At 41.0% G+C, this 17,006-nt stretch carries 15 protein-coding genes and 1 other annotated feature; of the genes, 9 read left to right on the forward strand and 6 right to left on the reverse strand.

Annotation, left to right across the window (positions count from 1 at the left end):
- Positions 1-94: 94 nt before the first annotated feature.
- The gene (locus tag WCV65_RS06685; protein ID WP_338781058.1) at positions 95-1,435 is read left to right on the forward strand and encodes an MFS transporter; all 1,341 of its coding nucleotides are present in this window, start codon (positions 95-97) and stop codon (positions 1,433-1,435) included.
- Between the two features lie 411 nt (positions 1,436-1,846).
- On the opposite strand, the gene trpS is transcribed toward WCV65_RS06685, so the two are convergent.
- Both trpS and WCV65_RS06695 read right to left on the reverse strand, forming a co-directional pair.
- Complete coding sequence (gene trpS, locus WCV65_RS06690; protein WP_338781059.1) at positions 1,847-2,836, reverse strand: tryptophan--tRNA ligase; 990 nt, start codon at positions 2,834-2,836, stop codon at positions 1,847-1,849.
- Positions 2,837-2,899: 63 nt separating this feature from the next.
- Positions 2,900-3,116 (reverse strand) — a binding site (T-box leader).
- A gap of 44 nt (positions 3,117-3,160) precedes the next feature.
- On the reverse strand, positions 3,161-3,514 hold the full coding sequence (locus WCV65_RS06695; protein WP_338781060.1) for a DUF3899 domain-containing protein: 354 nt from the start codon (positions 3,512-3,514) through the stop codon (positions 3,161-3,163).
- Positions 3,515-3,893: 379 nt separating this feature from the next.
- Here WCV65_RS06695 and WCV65_RS06700 point away from each other — a divergent pair, with 379 nt between their 5' ends.
- The 6 genes from WCV65_RS06700 (at position 3,894) to WCV65_RS06725 (ending at position 11,096) form a co-directional block, all read left to right on the forward strand.
- A complete protein-coding gene (locus tag WCV65_RS06700) occupies positions 3,894-5,582 on the forward strand; it encodes a peptide ABC transporter substrate-binding protein (protein WP_338781061.1) in 1,689 nt (562 codons plus the stop codon).
- Positions 5,583-5,711: 129 nt separating this feature from the next.
- The gene (gene opp3b, locus WCV65_RS06705) at positions 5,712-6,644 is read left to right on the forward strand and encodes an oligopeptide ABC transporter permease (protein WP_035409284.1); all 933 of its coding nucleotides are present in this window, start codon (positions 5,712-5,714) and stop codon (positions 6,642-6,644) included.
- Complete coding sequence (gene opp3C / locus WCV65_RS06710; RefSeq protein WP_051860740.1) at positions 6,641-7,672, forward strand: oligopeptide ABC transporter permease; 1,032 nt, start codon at positions 6,641-6,643, stop codon at positions 7,670-7,672. The genes opp3b and opp3C overlap by 4 nt, the downstream gene beginning before the upstream one ends.
- A gap of 15 nt (positions 7,673-7,687) precedes the next feature.
- Positions 7,688-8,731 (forward strand): ABC transporter ATP-binding protein, encoded by a 1,044-nt coding sequence (locus WCV65_RS06715; RefSeq protein WP_338781063.1) that lies wholly within the window; start codon positions 7,688-7,690, stop codon positions 8,729-8,731.
- A 1-nt stretch (position 8,732) separates the two neighbouring features.
- Positions 8,733-9,677, forward strand: coding sequence for an ATP-binding cassette domain-containing protein (locus tag WCV65_RS06720; protein ID WP_338781065.1), 945 nt, complete (start codon positions 8,733-8,735; stop codon positions 9,675-9,677).
- A 207-nt stretch (positions 9,678-9,884) separates the two neighbouring features.
- Positions 9,885-11,096, forward strand: coding sequence for a putative glycoside hydrolase (locus WCV65_RS06725; protein ID WP_338781067.1), 1,212 nt, complete (start codon positions 9,885-9,887; stop codon positions 11,094-11,096).
- Between the two features lie 175 nt (positions 11,097-11,271).
- Here the strand turns inward: WCV65_RS06725 and WCV65_RS06730 are convergent, their stop codons facing one another.
- Positions 11,272-12,513 carry a sialidase family protein gene (locus WCV65_RS06730; protein WP_338781069.1) on the reverse strand — a complete coding sequence of 414 codons (1,242 nt, stop codon included), beginning with the start codon at positions 12,511-12,513 and terminating at the stop codon, positions 11,272-11,274.
- A 328-nt stretch (positions 12,514-12,841) separates the two neighbouring features.
- Between WCV65_RS06730 and WCV65_RS06735 the strand changes: the two genes are divergently transcribed.
- Together WCV65_RS06735 and WCV65_RS06740 are read left to right on the forward strand one after the other, a co-directional pair.
- The gene (locus WCV65_RS06735; protein ID WP_338781071.1) at positions 12,842-13,105 is read left to right on the forward strand and encodes a hypothetical protein; all 264 of its coding nucleotides are present in this window, start codon (positions 12,842-12,844) and stop codon (positions 13,103-13,105) included.
- Between the two features lie 21 nt (positions 13,106-13,126).
- Positions 13,127-13,495, forward strand: a complete 369-nt coding sequence (locus WCV65_RS06740; protein WP_338781073.1) for a hypothetical protein — start codon at positions 13,127-13,129, stop codon at positions 13,493-13,495.
- 876 nt (positions 13,496-14,371) lie between these two features.
- On the opposite strand, the gene WCV65_RS06745 is transcribed toward WCV65_RS06740, so the two are convergent.
- The 3 genes from WCV65_RS06745 to WCV65_RS06755 all read right to left on the reverse strand — a co-directional run bounded on the left by WCV65_RS06745 (position 14,372) and on the right by WCV65_RS06755 (position 16,972).
- Entirely contained in the window at positions 14,372-15,448 is a 1,077-nt protein-coding gene (locus WCV65_RS06745; protein ID WP_338781075.1) for a glycosyltransferase family 4 protein, read from the reverse strand.
- A 32-nt stretch (positions 15,449-15,480) separates the two neighbouring features.
- The gene (locus WCV65_RS06750; protein WP_338781077.1) at positions 15,481-16,668 is read right to left on the reverse strand and encodes a glycosyltransferase family A protein; all 1,188 of its coding nucleotides are present in this window, start codon (positions 16,666-16,668) and stop codon (positions 15,481-15,483) included.
- 118 nt (positions 16,669-16,786) lie between these two features.
- Positions 16,787-16,972: a hypothetical protein gene (locus WCV65_RS06755; protein WP_338781079.1), complete on the reverse strand. Its 186-nt coding sequence runs from the start codon at positions 16,970-16,972 to the stop codon at positions 16,787-16,789.
- Positions 16,973-17,006 lie beyond the last annotated feature (34 nt).

Raw genomic sequence — 17,006 nt, forward strand, 5'->3', positions numbered from 1 at the left:
TGTTTAGGCTTACAGTCAGCTTCCAGGTGGTACGATATAATAGAAGGTAAAGCGCTCTCTTTAATGAAAAAATACGCTTCAAGGAGGCATAAATATGGAAAAAGCAGCAGACTATGCAAGTACAAAGCGCATAACAGGCAATATTTTTAAAGGATCGGTCGGAAATTTAATCGAGTGGTATGACTGGTATGTTTACTCCGCTTTCGCTGTATATTTTTCAGCAGAATTCTTTCCAGCAGGAGACTCAACGAGCCAGCTGCTTAATACGGCAGCCATTTTTGCTGTCGGCTTTCTAATGAGGCCGATCGGCAGTCTCATAATGGGAAGGTATGCGGATCGTCATGGGAGAAGAGCTGCGCTGACGCTGTCCATCACCATTATGGCAGCAGGATCTTTGATCATTGCCTGTACGCCGGGCTACAGTTCGATCGGTGTCATGGCTCCAGTCATTCTTGTTCTTGCTAGGATTCTCCAAGGTCTTTCATTGGGCGGAGAATATGGTACATCTGCTACTTATTTATCCGAAATGGCCAGTTCGGGCCGCCGCGGATATTATTCAAGTTTTCAATACGTCACGCTGGTTGCCGGACAGCTTACCGCATTGGGTGTTCAAATTATTCTTCAGCAAGTATTAAGTGAACCTGATATGAACTCATGGGGATGGCGCATACCTTTTGTAATTGGGGCAATGGGGGCGCTTGCGGTATTATGGCTGCGGAGATCCATGGACGAGTCTGATCAATTCGAAAAAATGGGTAAAGAAAGAAGAACGAATGCAGGGACTCTCAAGGTGCTGATGAAGTATCCGAAAGCAGTATGGACAGTAGTCGGTCTGACACTCGGAGGAACGGTTGCATTTTATACATATACGACATATTTGCAAAAATTCATGATTAATACATCAGGTATTCCAAAAGAAACCGTGAGCTGGATCAACTTTGCTGCACTTTTTATCTTCATTATCCTGCAGCCGCTGGCGGGAATGCTTTCAGACCGAATTGGAAGAAGACCTCTGCTTATGGGCTTTGGAATACTGGGGACCATTCTTACCGTTCCAATCTTCCTGCTGCTCGAGCAAACGCAAAATCCAACCGGCGCGTTTTTGCTTATGATGACGGGGCTTATTATTGTGACCGGCTATACATCCATTAATGCCATCGTAAAAGCCGAGCTGTTTCCTACCCAAATCCGGGCACTGGGTGTTGGATTCCCTTACGCATTAACCGTTGCAATCTTTGGGGGAACAGCTGAATTCATTGCTTTGTGGATGAAGAGTATGGGAGTGGAATGGCTGTTTTACGTCTATGTCGCTCTCTGTATTGCCATTAGTTTTTTTACTTATTGGAGGATGACTGAGTCATCAAAAGATTCCCATTTGGAATCAGAGCTGAAGGCGGAGAAAGTGGAGATTTCCGATTCTGGTCACTCGATGTAAACAAACGGTGATGCCTGGTCTCGCGGCCGGGTATCTTTTTGAGTTTTGATAGGTGAAAATGGGCATTTTATAAAGTCATGTTAAAGGGATCTGAACCTGAACTGATTGAAATTTAAACTCACCTGACGCTTTGTGAGGATTAGAAATTAATGGGTTTTCTTTTTAATTAGGTACTTTAAACAATCTTGGTTGGGATGATTGAAGCGGAAGATGCTTGACTCCTGCGGGAGCAGCGCGACAGGTGAGACCCCACAGGCGCTTGCGCCGCGGAGGCTCACCGCCCGCCCCGCGGAAAGCAAGCAATCTGAAGCGGAAATCAGCCAAAACCAATATAATTTTAACCAGTGCTTTCTAACAAGTCTCAATTCACCTCGTATAAAAAAAGCCCAGCTAAGCTGAGCTTTCTTCCAATTATCGGCGTTTTCTTCCTAATCCCATTGCATTTTCCATTTTCCGGAGCATTTTATTCGCTGCGCGATTCGCGCGTTCTGCTCCTTCATCAAGAATACGGTCAAGTTCATCGGATTCCATCAGTTCGTAGTATCTCTCTTGAATCGGAGCAATTTCATCAACTACGACTTGAGCTAAATCTCCTTTAAAATCTCCATAGCCTTTTCCTTCATACTTCGCTTCCAGTTCTTCAATCGTTAATCCTGTGAAAATAGAGTAGATGGATAGAAGATTGGAAACACCTGGTTTGTTCACTTTATCAAATTTTACAATGCCTTCCGAGTCAGTCACAGCACTTTTGATTTTCTTCTCGATCTGCTTAGGCTCATCAAGCAGAGTAATAAATGCCTTTTGATTCGGATCGGATTTGCTCATTTTTCTGAGAGGATCAGCAAGTGACATAATGCGGGCTCCAACTTTTGGTATCCTGACATCAGGCACAGTGAAAATATCATTGTATTTTCGGTTAAAGCGCTCCGCTAAGTCTCTTGTTAATTCGATGTGCTGCTTTTGATCTTCCCCAACCGGTACTAGATCGGTTCCGTATAAAAGGATGTCTGCTGCCATTAAAGGAGGATACGTTAGCAATCCTGCCGCCACTGCTTCCTTGCCTGAGGACTTATCTTTAAATTGCGTCATGCGTTCAAGCTCCCCGATATAGGCAACGCACTGAAGCATCCATCCTGCTTGAGCGTGCGCAGGCACTTCCGATTGGATAAACAGGGTCGCTTTTTCCGGATCCAGTCCGATTGCAACATATAAGGCTGCTAGGCTGCGGATGCTTTCGCGTAACTTTGCTTTATCCTGATGAACCGTGATGGCATGCTGATCGACGATACAGAAATAGCTGTTGTAATGGTTTTGAAGCTCAATAAACTGCTTCATGGCGCCAATGTAGTTGCCTAAAGTCACAACTCCGCTCGGCTGAATACCTGAAAAAATGGTTTTCACTGGGAACATCTCCTTTAATCCATTAAATTATAAGCCAACAAAAAAAGGCCCACTCATCCCTGAAGAAGGGACGAATGAACCGTGGTGCCACCCTGATTGCTCTCCGATTCAACGGAAAAGCCGCTTAAAATCCTTTAACGCAGGACATACGGCATTGCCTACTTCAATTTCGGCATGCGGCTCAAAAGTCCATTCCACGAAGTTCAATGCCTGATTTCCAGCAGCCTCAGGCTCTCTGCAAATGAATGATCCGTGTACTACTCTTTATCTTCGCCGGTACATTTAACTGATACATATTATAAAAAAGAAATGCGTTTCGTGCAACTATACATAGTATATGCCAAGCCCGATCAGCATTAAACCCAGCAATGCCAGACTGGCGAATAGAAGAGGAGAAACGGAAAAGGATACGAGCTCAGAAAATGGACGAATACTCTGAGCTTCATCTTTATCCATTTCTTTTCCGTTGATTTTAAAGGCCCTTCTCATCCCATATGTAGCAGCGTCGAAGAATCCGCTTTGTGCCACTGTTCCGAATAAAGAAATAAAAAGGAGTATGCCGCCAACTATAAATGATGAATTAATAAATCCCAGCAAAGTGAGTTCTCTATAGTAGAGAAAACATCCAATAACAGAGACAGCCAACCCGCCAAGGAAAATAAAGGCGCTTTTTTTCATCTGAAATCACCGCTTCCTTATGAATAATACTAGTATAGCCATAATATTTTGTGTGTGGTTCATTATATCTGAAAAGTAGCACACACATTTATATCCCTATATTTTACCATTATGCATAGGGAATCTTACACTCTCTTTACATAAACATTAATTATTTTTTACAGACACCCTGCTTGTCAAGGTTAAGCTAGCAACTTTTAAAAAAATCTATGAAATATAAAACGAAACAACTAGGTATAAAGAACTATTTTTATAGGCCTGAATTATTAGTATTATTGCATTTGTGTAAATTTTTTTAAAAAAACACATGTACAAATATTTAAAAGCTTGTATAATAATCCTTGTAAGAATTATCAGAAAATAAAAGGGGGTCAAACAAGTGAAAAATTCTAAATTTTCACTTCTAGTAGTACTTACTTTAGTCCTGAGTTTGTTCTTGACTGCTTGCTACGGCGGCAATAAAGAAGGAGCAACAACCAAGCCAAATGATGGCGGTAATGGAGAAAAAGCAGAAACACCAGCTGTACCACAAGAACTTAAAGTTTTTGAAAGTGCTGAGCTTCCATCCATGGACAGCGTTATGGCTGAGGATGCAGCGAGCTTCGAAATCATCAATAATGTTAACGAAGGACTTTACCGCTTGGATAAAGACCAAAAGGCAATCCCTGCTGTTGCTAGTGAAGATCCAGCTGAAAGCGAAGATAAACTAACTTATACTATTAAACTTAAGGATAATGCTAAATGGACAAACGGCGAGCCTGTAACAGCAAACGATTTCGTTTTTGCATGGCAGCGCGCGTTAGATCCTAAAACAGCTTCTCCTTACGGCCCATACATGATGATCGGCAAAATTGCCAATGCTGACAAGGTTTATGACCAATCTGCTAAACCTGAAGAGCTTGGTGTTAAAGCAATCGACGATCATACTCTTGAAGTCAAATTAGTAAAACCAATTACTTATTTCAAAGAATTGATGGCATTCCCATCCTTCTACCCGCAAAACAAGAAGTTTGTTGAAGAAAAAGGCGCTAAATTTGGAACAAATGCAGAAAACCTAGTATTTAACGGACCTTTCAAAATGACTGATTGGGGCGGCCCTCAAGCAACTTCTTGGAAGCTTGAGAAAAATGCAGATTACTGGGATGCTGCGAATGTAAAACTAGAAAATATCCAATTCAACGTTTCTAAAGACCCTCAAGCATCAGTAAATGCTTTTGAATCTGGTCAAGTAGATAAAACTCCTAAACTTGCAACTGCTGCAATCATCTCTCAATACGAGGGTGATGATCAAATGCAAAGATTCCTTGAGCCATCTGTATGGTGGATCAAGATGAACCAAAAGAACCCGGCTCTTAAAAACCAAAACATCCGCCGCGCAATTGCACTTGCAGTTGACAGAAAAGCGCTTGTTGACGATGTATTACAAAACGGTTCAATCGTTGCTGACGGTATCGTTCCGAAAGAATTTGCAGCTGATGATTCTGGAAAAGACTTCCGTGAAACAGGCAAGTATCTTGAAACAAACAAAGAAGAAGCGAAAAAACTTTGGGCACAAGGCTTAAAAGAGCTTGGCCAATCAAAACTATCCCTTGGATATTTGAGCCAGGATACTGAAACAGCTAAACTTGAAGCTTCTTTCGTGAAAGAGCAGTTAGAAACAACACTTGAAGGTTTGGCAGTTGAAGTTAAGAGTGTACCTTTCAAAATTAAATTGGATCTTGAAGACAAAATGGATTACGACCTATTGAATGGCGGTTGGGGACCTGACTACCAAAATCCAATGACTTATATGGATCTTTGGATCACTGACGGAGCTCAAAACAAAATGGGTTATTCTAATCCGAAATTCGATGATCTTATCAAACAAGCTGATAAAGAGACTGACCTGAATAAGCAATTCGAAATCTTCACTCAAGCAGAAAAAGTTCTTCTTGAAGAGGATGTAGCACTTTCTCCACTTTACCAGCGTTCTGTGAACGTTCTTATAAAAGCTAAAGTTAAAGGTCTTGTTCATCACAACATCGGTGGCGAGTACAGCTACCAATGGGTAACAATCGAAGGCGAATAAGTTAATTAAATAGCAAAAACTATTTTTCTATGAACAGTAGAAGAGAGTATAGAAATATACTCTCTTTTTACCTATCGTTAAATTGTCGAAATTTATTGAATAATGCATTAATTAGGAGGTGTCTGCATCATGACAAAATACATCTTGCAACGTATTGTTTATATGATTATCACATTGTTCATTGTAATATCTGCAACCTTTTTCCTCATGAAATTAATCCCTGGAAGTCCGTTTAACTCTGCAGAAAAACTATCGGAGGAACAGCTTCATATTATGAATGAAAAATATGGGTTGAACGATCCCGTGCCTGTACAATATGCGAGGTATATGGGCGGAATGCTGAAAGGCGACTTGGGTACATCCTTCCAATTTAATAACACTCCAGTAACCACTATCATTTCCGCAGGAATTGGTCCCTCTGCCACTCTTGGTTTGCAGGCCATGTTTTTTGGAACCATTATTGGTATTTTTCTAGGGGTAATCGCAGCTCTTAAACAAAACACATGGATCGATTACGGATCTACATTCTTTGCGGTTGTCGGTAAGTCTATACCATCTTTTGTTTTTGCTGCATTGCTTCAATACTATATTGCACGTGAGCTTGGCTGGTTTCCGGTTATGCTATGGAACGGACCGGAGTACAGCGTTTTGCCGACTATTGCCCTTGCCATGTTCCCAATTTCAATTGCCGCACGTTTTATGCGAACTGAGATGATTGATGTATTAAATTCAGATTATATTACATTAGCTAAAGCCAAAGGTGCCAGCAGTTTTCAAATTTCTGTGAAGCACGCCCTTAGGAACGCACTTATTCCAGTTGTTACGGTACTTGCACCGTTAGCTGTCGGATTAATGACTGGTTCACTTGTTATTGAGAAAATATTTGGTATTCCTGGAATTGGAGAGGCATTCGTAAGATCCATCATGATGAATGATTATTCGGTAATTATGGGAACTTCCATTCTTTTCGCAACATTGTTTGTAGTTGTCATTTTATTAGTGGATATTTTATATGGATTAATTGATCCGCGTATCCGTGTTAGTGGGGGGAGCAGCAAATGATAAACACTGAGAAGAGATCACAGGACTTGTTCCTACCTGCCCCGCTTGATTCTTCAAAAAGCGAACGAATTGAAAAACCAAGTTTGAACTATTGGCAGGATAGCTGGCTGCGTATTAAAAAAAACAAGGCCGCAATTGTTAGCTTAGTTGTCCTGTTCTTAATAATAATCATGGCATTTGCGGGTCCTTTTATGACTCCTCACAGTGCACGTGAACAAAATACGAAACATGCAAATCTGCCTCCGCGTATTCAAGGAATCGAAAATGTAAGCTGGCTTCCATTTGATGGGCAACTTAAGAAGAAAGATGGCACAGTTATTAATGCTTATCAGACTGAGACCCGTCAAGTTAAAGAGTATTACTGGTTCGGAACAGACCAGCTTGGTCGTGACATCTTCGCCCGCATCTGGAAAGGGACTCAAATTTCTCTTTTAATTGCCTTTGTTGCATCATTGATTGATTTACTGGTTGGAGTGGCGTACGGTGCGATTTCCGGTTATGTTGGGGGAAGAGTAGACGGCTTTATGCAGAGGATTATTGAAATCCTTGTGGGGATCCCAAATCTAGTTGTGGTAATTCTAATGATTTTGATCCTAAAGCCTGGTATCATTCCTATCATCATTGCTTTAACTATTACAGGATGGACAACAATGGCTCGTGTAGTAAGGGCTTCCGTATTAAGAATGAAAAACCAGGAATTTGTGCTTGCCTCCAGAACATTGGGAGCTTCCAATGCAAAGATTATTTTCCGTCATATGCTTCCAAACATGTTTGGGGTTATGATCATTAATACAATGTTCAGTATTCCGAATGCCATTTTCTTTGAAGCCTTCTTGAGCTTTATTGGATTGGGTCTGCAGGATCCAAATGCATCACTTGGAACGCTTGTAAATGATGGATTCAGAAGTATGATCTTATTCCCATACCAAATGTTTATTCCGGCAATTATGATTGCCATACTAATGGTAGCATTCAACTTGATTGCAGATGGATTGCGTGATGCGCTTGATCCAAAAATGCGCGACTAAGGCAGGTGTCCAATAATGGAAAAAGTATTAGAAGTTAAAGACCTTGAAATCTCCTTCCATACGTTTGGCGGGGAAGTTCAAGCCATTCGTAATGTGAGTTTTGATTTATATAAAGGGGAAACTCTTGCAATTGTAGGAGAATCCGGTTCCGGAAAATCAGTAACAACTAAATCTATTATGAGACTGCTTCCTGAAAGCAACTCTGAAATTAAGAATGGCAGCATTATTTTTGAAGGTAAGGATTTAACGAAGCTGAAAGATAAACAAATGCAAAAAATCCGCGGAAAAGATATCTCGATGATTTTCCAGGATCCAATGACTTCTTTAAATCCGACTATGACAGTCGGAAAGCAAATCATGGAACCGATTATCCGCCACCAAAATTTAAGCCGGGGAGAAGCTAAACGCCGTGCGATTGACCTGCTGAAACTGGTAGGAATCCCAATGCCGGAAGAACGCTTTAAGCAGTACCCTCACCAATTTTCCGGCGGTATGAGACAGCGTGTAGTGATTGCGATCGCGCTCGCGTGCAATCCAAAGGTTTTGATTGCCGATGAACCTACAACTGCTTTGGATGTTACGATTCAGGCGCAAATACTTGATTTGATGAAAGAACTACAGAAGAAGATTGACACATCTATCATTTTTATTACTCATGATTTGGGTGTTGTTGCCAACGTTGCAGACCGTGTAGCTGTTATGTACGGCGGAAAAATCGTAGAATACGGTACAGCCGACGAAATTTTCTATAACCCTAAGCATCCTTATACATGGGGCCTTATCAGTTCAATGCCGGATCTAGATTCGAAGGAAGACGAACTGTTCTCTATTCCTGGAACACCTCCTGACTTGCTTGCACCGCCGAAGGGGGATGCATTCGCTGCCCGTAATCCATTTGCCTTGAAAATTGATTTGGAAGAGCAGCCGCCTTTCTTTAAAATTTCAAATTCTCATTATGTTGCCTCCTGGCTCTATCATGAAAATGCACCGAAAGTTGAACCGCCTGAAGCGGTCAAAAAGAGAATGCGTCAGTTCCCTGAATTGAAGGAGGGAAAATAAGATGGCAAAAGAAAAATTGCTTGAAGTAAAAAATCTAAAACAATACTTTAATAAAGGAAAATCCAATGAAGTCAGAGCAGTAGATAACGTGACTTTTGATATTTTCAGAGGGGAAACCCTAGGCCTTGTTGGAGAATCCGGTTGCGGAAAGTCCACAACAGGCCGTACGATCATTCGCCTGTATGATGCTACAGGCGGGGAAGTGTTATTTGATGGTGAGAATGTTCACGGGAGAAAGAGTAAATCCGATCTGAAGAAATTCAACCGAAAAATGCAGATGATATTTCAGGATCCGTATGCTTCGTTAAACCCAAGACTTAAAATCTCTGAAATCATTGCAGAAGGCATTGATATTCACGGGCTTGCTAAAACATCTAAAGAACGAATGGACCGTGTGGTTGAGCTTCTGGAAACGGTAGGTTTGAATCGTGAGCATGCAAACCGTTATCCGCATGAATTCAGCGGCGGACAGCGTCAGCGGATTGGGATTGCACGCGCTCTAGCAGTGGAACCGGAATTCATTATCGCTGATGAGCCAATTTCCGCATTGGATGTATCCATTCAAGCTCAGGTTGTAAATCTGCTGAAAAAGCTTCAAAAGGAAAAAGGATTAACGTTTTTATTCATCGCTCATGATTTATCCATGGTGAAATATATCAGTGACCGTATTGGGGTTATGTATTATGGTAAATTAGTAGAGCTTGCCGATGCAGATGAGCTTTATAAAAATCCGATTCACCCTTATACTCAATCCCTTCTATCTGCAATTCCTCTTCCCGATCCTGATTACGAGCGCACGCGTGTAAGAAGGGCATATGAGCCTTCTAAACACAAATTGCAGCCCGGAGAAGAAATGGAGCTTCGTGAAGTAAAACCAGGACACTTCGTCATGTGTTCAAATGAAGAGTTCGTTCAATATCAAAAACAATATGCTGCTACTGTTTAATTGAAAAAAACGCACGGACCTGGATGGGTCTGTGCATTTTTTTATACTGTACAGGTATCAAGGCATTGAGAATAGCAAATTTCAGCCTATTACTAGGCGGATTGGCTCGTTTTTTATTTATCCATAATGTGCGGTATATCCTCTATCAACCTCTGAAAAACTTCCCTATACTTTTACATAGAGTGTTTATTAAGGAGGAACCGGATTTTGAAAAGATCGGATAAAAAGAAAATTACTGTTCTTGCTGTCTTGTTGTCCTTGGCAGGAACCGCATTCGCAGATCAGCCTGCTCAAGCAGCAGCCAATGGCTCTTCCCTTGCACTGAATGAGGTCATCATTCCAGAAAAGAAATTGCCCGATAACATGCCGAGATTTGTTTATGATTCTGGCTTCAAATTTGATTATCCCGATGCGGTAAGAGGCGTGTACGTCACTGGGACATCCGCCGGCGGAGAAAAAATGGATTCCCTCATAAAACTGATGGACGATACCGAATTGAATAGCATGGTGATTGATGTTAAAGACGATTCCGGTAATTTTACGTTTCATCCAGATAAGAAATCTCCGTTCTACAGCATTAGCAAAGCTTACATAAAGGATCCAAAGGCTATGATGAAAAAGCTTGAGAATCATAAGATTTATCCGATCGGCCGCATTGTGGTGTTTAAAGACAATGTCCTGGCAGATAAAAAGCCCGAGTGGTCCTATAAGAAAGACGGACAGGTTTGGCAGAATGGTACAGGAGCTAAATTTGTGAACCCATTTGTAAAAGAAGTCTGGGATTACAATGTACAGGCAGCGATTGAAGCAGCAGAAATGGGTTTTAAAGAAATCCAGTTCGATTATGTCCGCTTCCCAGAGGGTTTTGAAACGAAGGATAAAGAACTCTCCTACAGTGAGGGAGACTACGAAAAGGACAGCCGTGACAACACTCAGAAACGGGTACAGGCTGTAACCGATTTCACGGAATATGCACGTGAGAAGCTGAAGCCGTACGGTGTGAAAGTGTCAGTTGATATTTTCGGCTATTCTGCAACATTGCCAGAAGCGCCGGGCATTGGACAGAACTTCTCAAAAATTTCGGATAATGTCGATGTCATTTCCTCTATGATTTATCCAAGTCACTGGGGCTCATATTTCGGCATTGAGAAACCGGATACGGAGCCATATAAGCTGGTTAAGGAATACGCAAAGCTTGAGAATGAGAAGCTTGGCGACCTGAAGACAAGACCGATTTCCCGTCCTTGGCTGCAGGATTTCACGGCTTCCTATTTAGGGAAGGGCAACTACTTGAAATATGGAAAATTTGAAGTAGAAGCACAAATAAAAGCATTAAATGAGGAAGGGATTAATGAATTTCTTCTATGGAATGCAAGCAACCGGTATACGGAAGACGTCGATTACACCCCGCTTAAATAAGAACATGGAAGAGGCTGGGACATAACTAAAATTGTTTTATTTTAAGCCGAGTATCTCTTTTGAAAAAAGCATGAAAAATAATAAAACCGAACTATTACGAAGCTCTGTACCGAAGTTTCAAATAATAGTCCGGTTTTTTTATTAGCCGGAAACCTTTTGTCCCATTCTCTTTTGTTCAGATAGGATCTGTATTATATCCCGCAAAGATATTCTGAAATCCAGTTCGAGTATCTGTCCAGACTCCGATGTATCCTCCTGCAGGAACCGATGCAATGTCTATATAATCCCCGATTAACGGAACAGGAGTTGGGCTAGTTCCGTTAGGGTTGAAGGAAGTGGACGTGATTCTCTGGTTCACAAACGTCTCTCCTCCGTCATTGGATCGTGCGGTAAAGACATCCAGGTTGAATCCATCCAACTGATTGCTGTAATAAATGATGTTAATCGTGCCAACCAAAGGGTCAACATCAATAGCTGGGAAAAAGTTTTGGGAACCCGGGATGGCATTTGTTACACTTTTTGGTGCACTCCATGTCAATCCTTCATCTGTTGATTTTGAGAGGAAAACATCCGAATAACCCTGTCGAAAATCCTGCCATACAGCATAAACGCTCCCATTGTTAATTCCTACTGAATTATCGGTTCCTAAATTGGCGAATGTCAGTACCCTGAAAGCGTATCCTGGAACAGGCAAAACGGTGGGAACTGGTACAACATCGGATACAATCACCGTAGGTTCAAAGGTTGCGCCTCCATCAAGAGATCTTCTGATGTCAAATTGAGAAATGGGGTCGGTTGTTATCCATCCGGCATATACATTCCCTGTAAAACCAACGGTCACCTCAGGCCTTTCCACTTGTTCGGCTTCGTCAGAGAGAAGCACAGGAGTTTGAAACGTATTGCCGCCGTCGATTGAACGATTGAAAAAGGCGACTGATCCTCCAATATTTTGTACGTTAAACTGATGATTATAGGTAACGTAAATGTTGCCTAAATATGGACTGGACTGTGAGTTGTCCGCTGTTATATTGGTTTCGTCATTATTAATATACGTACCATAACCAGGTCCGACAACCACTGGATCCGAAAATGTCACTCCATTATCCGTTGATTTATAAACAAGTGTGGTACCGCTCTCTGCACCAGGAAATGCATGGGCAGAAACGACAAAGGTCGCTGGAAAAACGTAAGCAACCATCGCTGCCTCCGCTCCTGTAAATGGAGCTGGAAGAGGAAGAATCGAATTGGACCAGTTTGCGCCTCCGTCCACTGAACGGTAAAGCCCTGTTCTCGGAAGACCGGTTGAGTTATCGGTTGCGACTGCAACCATAAAATTTGTACTTAAAAGATTAACCGCGATACTGGGTTCGAATTTGGGCAGGCCATCTGGGGTAACCTGAAAATTAAATATTGGCAAGTATGTCTCCTCCTTAACTATCTCTTGATCAATTCTATGTTGGGAAACGGAACAAGGATTGGACAGGTTCACCAACTTACATAAAAAGGATGAGGATATCAGCAAATATACAGTCACTTTTGCTCTCTAATAATAAACTATAGCAATCCCATGAAAGGAGTAGATTCATATCGCTAGACTAGTAGATGCTCAAACTTCTCAAAACGCGAGCTATGCCAATTCCATTGGGGTGCTGGTAACCGGAATTCCACAGCTGACAGGCCAGTTAACCCTGGATTTAAGCAGTGCGGGAGCAAACAGCCGAGTCACCTTTGAAGGGACCGTTTCCTTGCAGCTTCCTTTGCTTCCTGTTACCGCCCAGGCTACGGCAACCATTGTAAGAGGAACTTCCCCCTCGGATTTGGCTGTTTATTCTGCTGCACAGACCCTTGATTTAAACATTATAGGGCCTCAAGTTATATCATTCAGCGGATCAGATTTCAATGTACCAGCAGGAGGACCTGTATCGTACACGATGTTTCTCAGTGTAACTGGGCTTGGAGCAACCCGGGTTGGCCCTGAAAGTTTTAATGCTGTTGCTTACACAGATTAAGAATAAAAAGGGGAATGAAAAATGAACTATTTTACAGGGGTTATTACGAATACACGCGTAACGGGTACGGCAGCTTCAACCGTAGTTGTAAATACTAGAAACCTTAGTTTAGTGGATGATGCGACCATTGTCGTTGAACTTCGCTATACGCTTGAATCGCCTATTATGACTCCGCTCTATGTAAATGGTTACGTTGTGCCGGCTGGTACAGTTGATATTCGAGAGTTTTCTATTCCTGGAGTATTTGCATATGAACTGCAAATCAGTGTAATCAGTCCATCTGAAGAAGAAACAATTTTGACAGTATTCGGACTGGATGAATCCGGGAATCTTGTGCAAAATCAAAGAATTCTCCAGTCGGAATTTACGGTTCTGCCTGCTGTTCTGTAAAAAAGGGAATTCCAGTTATTTACTTTAAATTAACAGGTGTTTTCAATAGCTTGGTTGCATAAAATAGGAAATGGTTATGGCTGATTCAGCAGGTAAACGGAATCTTTGTTCCCAGTGCATGCGGAATATAGCCTGTCCTGCTGTTCCCGCAGAACTCTTGCGTCTTTCACTTCAATCCTAATGATTTAGCTAATAATTCTACTAGAGATTTGAAACACATAAAACACCCTATCAGGCTGCCTGGACTCTAAATTCAATCAGGGTCAGGCAGCCTGATTTTGCTTAAATTCGTTCCTCAATATAGAAAAGAGTATACTGGTCAATATTTGATGTTACTGCTGTGTAGGAAAAGGTGTTGATCTTGCAGTATTGGAACTCCACGGTCTATAAATGCGATTGAAAGATTCAACCAAGGAATTAACCCAGCAATTTCCTTTCCTAATCATACTGCTTTAGATCATTTCCTGTTAACTTATTTCGATTAACCGCTAGAATATGGATCATGGTCCACACAAAAAACACCTTTGAAGGGGTAACGGAGTAACCCCTTCAAAGGTGTTTTTTAGTGTCTCATTTTTTATGCTGCTCTAAGAATCGAAATACTCAAGAGGGGTTTTTCTCCTTTTGATTAGATTGGATAAAAGTCGTCCTTAAATGCTTGTGTAAAGCGCATTGTTGTGAATAAGAAATTTAATTTAGCAGAGTATGAAATCTCTGAGAGAAAGCAGGTTAAGAGTGATGCTCATAAAAATCTGCTATGAGGAGGATTCCCCTGAGAGAAAGTGTACCTCAGTAGGGCTTATCACAATGACATGTTTGTTAGAGGATTACAAAAAAGTGCTGCCGTGAGTTCTTCTTCTCTGCAATTCATAAATGTTATGGTCCAATGATTCCAAGGGATCTGAGCATAACATTAAAAGAATTCCCATACTTTTCGGGTGGGAAATTCTGTTTAATATGGAGAACGCCCTGCTCCCGGATTTTTTCTCTGTCCTCAGTGTTAATGATGATTTCTTTAGCATGGTTAACAGCTTCCATCAAATCACCTTGATGATTAATTTTTCCTGTGTAATTATGAATAATGAAATTTCTGATTCCGTCTGAATCGGTCGCTACTACAGGACATCTGCACAGTAAAGCTTCGGAGACACTGTATCCGAATCCTTCCAGAATTGACGTAGAACTAAGGAATCCTCCGGAATCGCCGATTTTTGAATAGTAATCAGCCATTTCATGATTGGGAACGTCTTCATGGTGAATCAAATGGGAGGTAAGGTTAAGCTGTTCCGTACGTTTTTTGAATTCCTCCTTTTGATCATCAGCACTCAATTTGAGATCTCCAAACATCCATATGGTGAGATTATTATTCCATTTAATTAAATGTGAACAAAGCTCTAAAAAAAATGACCAATTTTTATTGGGTTCCAGTCTGCCTACCCAGCCGATAATTGGCTGACTTATTTTTTCATGAGTCCTATATCCAAATCCATAGACATCTAATGGATTGTTAAAACAGTATTGTGGAAATTCAGGTATTTTACTGTTAAATAAATGGATAAGGTGAGAGGTCTGCGGATATAAAATGGCTTGAGCATACGATTTGATGTAAGGAGCAGCCTGATCGACTACTGCAGCTGCTTCACTTGGTATTCCAAGACCTTGAACTTCATATATGATTTTCCCGGAATAACCTAAATTACGTATCCTCTCCATTAAATAAAAATCTGTGCAAACGACGATTGCATCAAACTGATGCTGATCCAAAATTTCTTTTATTTTCGCGTCATCATTTGTGATATAGGCAGGGATTCCTATAATGTTCTTTTTGCCTTCTGCGTTAAAAAGGTAAAGAAGATGGGATTCGATTCCCATATTCGCCAGTGATTTTGCCCTTATCCGGTTTAATGTTTCCATTCCTCCGCTTGGAAGATAGAATGTGAACAAAATTTTCATGTTTGAAACCCCTCTTGTTGGAATGGCATCCATTATTGAAGTTTTTCTTTTAACTTTAATGTCCTGAACAACTGATTTTTGAATGGATTTTCGGAATAAAGCTCCGTCTGAAAAACAACCTTTTCATAGTTTGAAGTAAAGGAGCTGGAAAGAAAGGAGGGAGCAGCATTCCTAAGCTGAGAGATCAAAGTTTGAATAAACATTGGGGTTGGAAAAAGATCATCTCCTAAGATTAATGTATAAGGAGTTTGGATGGAATGTATGGCAGCGAGGAGTGCCTGATGTTCATCTGCAAATGGGTTCGGGATAAATTCAGTAAGAGGATGGGGAATATGGATTAAAGTGCTCGTTATCGATTGGTCTGGGGATCTATCCACGATTTTAAAATGATAATTGCTAAATACTTGATCGTAGAGATTTTCAGCTCTCTTTACTGCATTTTCTGTATCTGTTCCTATATATACAACTGTCAGCTCAGGTGTGATTTGGAGTCTTACTCTTGCTTGATGTCTTACAAGGTGATACATATATCTCCACCGGCGATGGTGATTTTCATTTTTTAATGAGGCGGAAATACTATATTCCGAGTCAACCCGGTAATCAACAAGTTCAATAGGAATGAACGCCATGTCGCAGAATTGGGTAAGCCTGAGCCAGTAATCATAATCTTCAACGGGTTCAGCACCGTAGCCGTCTAAATTTTTAGCATATTCACTTTTGTACATAAAAGAAACTCCAACAATACATGCGTCCAACAGATTTACTTTCGGCATGGCCTGGTAGTTTCTTTGTATTTCAAGCTGTGCTTCGGTCAGGAGGGTATTTCCGTTATCATTAATATTCTGAAAGGAACTGTACACCAAACCTACGTTAGGTGGAGAGGTGGAAAGAAAGGTTCTTAATGTGCTTAGAAAATTTGGATAGTAGATGTTATCACTTGAGACCCAGGTTAAATATTTAATTGAAGGATCTTGAAAAAGAATATCAAATCCTCTGTTTAGTGATTTGGAAACACCTTTATTGGTTTCATTAATTACAATCTCAATTCTAGGATCGTTTCTGCTGTATTCTTCCACAAACCCAATCATCTCAGGAGCTCCATCCACTACTATTATCATGCGGAAATAAGGAAGATCCTGGTGCAGCATGGATTCAATTGCAGCCTTTAGGAAGGAAGGTTTCTGTATATATACGGGCATAACAACACCGGTGTCATTCATGAATAAATACACCTCTTTGACTTTTATGCTATCTTATTCATGCCGTTGCTTCATGTCTGTATATTTGTCCATGGAATGTCTAAAAAACAAGCACAGAGGTTTGGATTAGACCGATTGATCATCGGTTTATTCTTTTTACTCGGTTCCAGCCTTTCTGTGTTTTCTCAGACTGCTGAAAAAAAGTATCCTTCGTTTTTCCTCCGAACAAACCCGACCCGATCCCATTTGCTAAAACACCCATTGTAGCAGTCAATCCGATAACAAAAATGGCGAAAAGGACGAAATCAGTAAAATAGCTGATCATGCCAATCAACTCCTTATTCCTATTATACATAAAA

The organism is Metabacillus sp. FJAT-52054 (assembly GCF_037201815.1).
Taxonomy (GTDB): Bacteria; Bacillota; Bacilli; order Bacillales; family Bacillaceae; genus Metabacillus_B; species Metabacillus_B sediminis.